1 protein-coding gene is annotated in these 1,124 nt (G+C 48.7%); it reads left to right on the top strand.

Features of this window, described 5'->3' with window-relative positions; translation table 11 throughout:
* Nucleotides 1-109: 109 nt before the first annotated feature.
* Nucleotides 110-1,124, top strand: a 1,015-nt coding sequence (locus ACR2PX_RS08000; RefSeq protein WP_433998830.1) for a TolC family protein, incomplete at its 3' end; no start/stop codon positions are given.

A 1,124-nucleotide genomic window follows, 5' to 3' on the forward strand; every position in this document is an offset into this window, starting at 1 on the left:
ATCAGACGATAAAAGAATGCGATAGCGGGCTGGCATAAATGAAATCCTGAACGATGTCAGGGGAGAATGCCAGAATGGAGAATTCCGGCATTGCTACAGGACAAGTAAATTGTTTTTCTGTACTAGCCTTTGGTGGCAAAGTTTCAAAGACCCTCAACTGAACACCCTGATTGAAAAGGCTCTCAATGACAATTTCAGTCTGAAAGCTGCAACAGACCGACTTCGTCAGGCCGAAGCAGTCGCCAAACAATCTGGAGCAGCGACAGCTCCCAGTCTTAATGCCACCTTTGATGGCAGTCATACCAACCAATCTTCCGGAAATGTGGATCAATTTCAGCTGGGACTGATGGCCAGTTATGAAATCGACCTCTGGTCTCGTCTGGCCGCCAGCGAAGCTTCTGCAGAATTTGATTTTCTGGCCAGTCGAGAAGAGCTGGAGATTGCAGCTATAACACTGTCGTCTGAAGTGGCCAGTCACTGGTACGAGCTGATTACCCAGCAATCCCTGATCAAGGTAGGCCGCTTCGCGGCGACTTTTTGCCCAGTGCAGCCCTCCAACCTATGGGAAATACCCGTCATTTTCTTCTGTCTATCCTTACTGACTTTGATCCCGAGAACAGCAAAGGATAGAGCCATTAAAAGCCTGATTTTTCACGTTTTGCTTTTCGCGTCTTTCGTCTGTCTGGCCGAGTCTCAGACTCACAGTTATATCGTTGAGCTTGAACAAAATGCCGACTTGCCAAGCCAGAATTTCTCTATAAAGCCAGAGCCGGACACATTGCCTGCAATGCAAATGATTGATATGGGGTCGTTGCAAGGCAAGCCGACAGAAATGACCAACATAAGCGGCTACTCAGGATCAGACACGCCACCTGATGACAAGCCTTATTGGCCAAGGAGCTTCTGGGAAAGCCTGACAACGGTTGTTGAGTCGGTTACGTGGCAGCTGCTCTATGCCTCCAATGAAGTCATAGGCTACAAACTGCTTCTGGCATTTCAGAAAGACTCATATCAACCCCAACCCTTTTCATGGATGCCTGTGGTGGCGACTGTCGTTGTGGGCTGGCTGACCAGAAGCAACTGGAACCCAGAAGCCCCATTGTTTAATCAACTGGATGAACAGG

The sequence above is a fragment of the Endozoicomonas sp. genome (genome assembly GCF_051008435.1).
In the GTDB taxonomy this organism is placed as follows: Bacteria; Pseudomonadota; Gammaproteobacteria; order Pseudomonadales; family Endozoicomonadaceae; genus Endozoicomonas_A.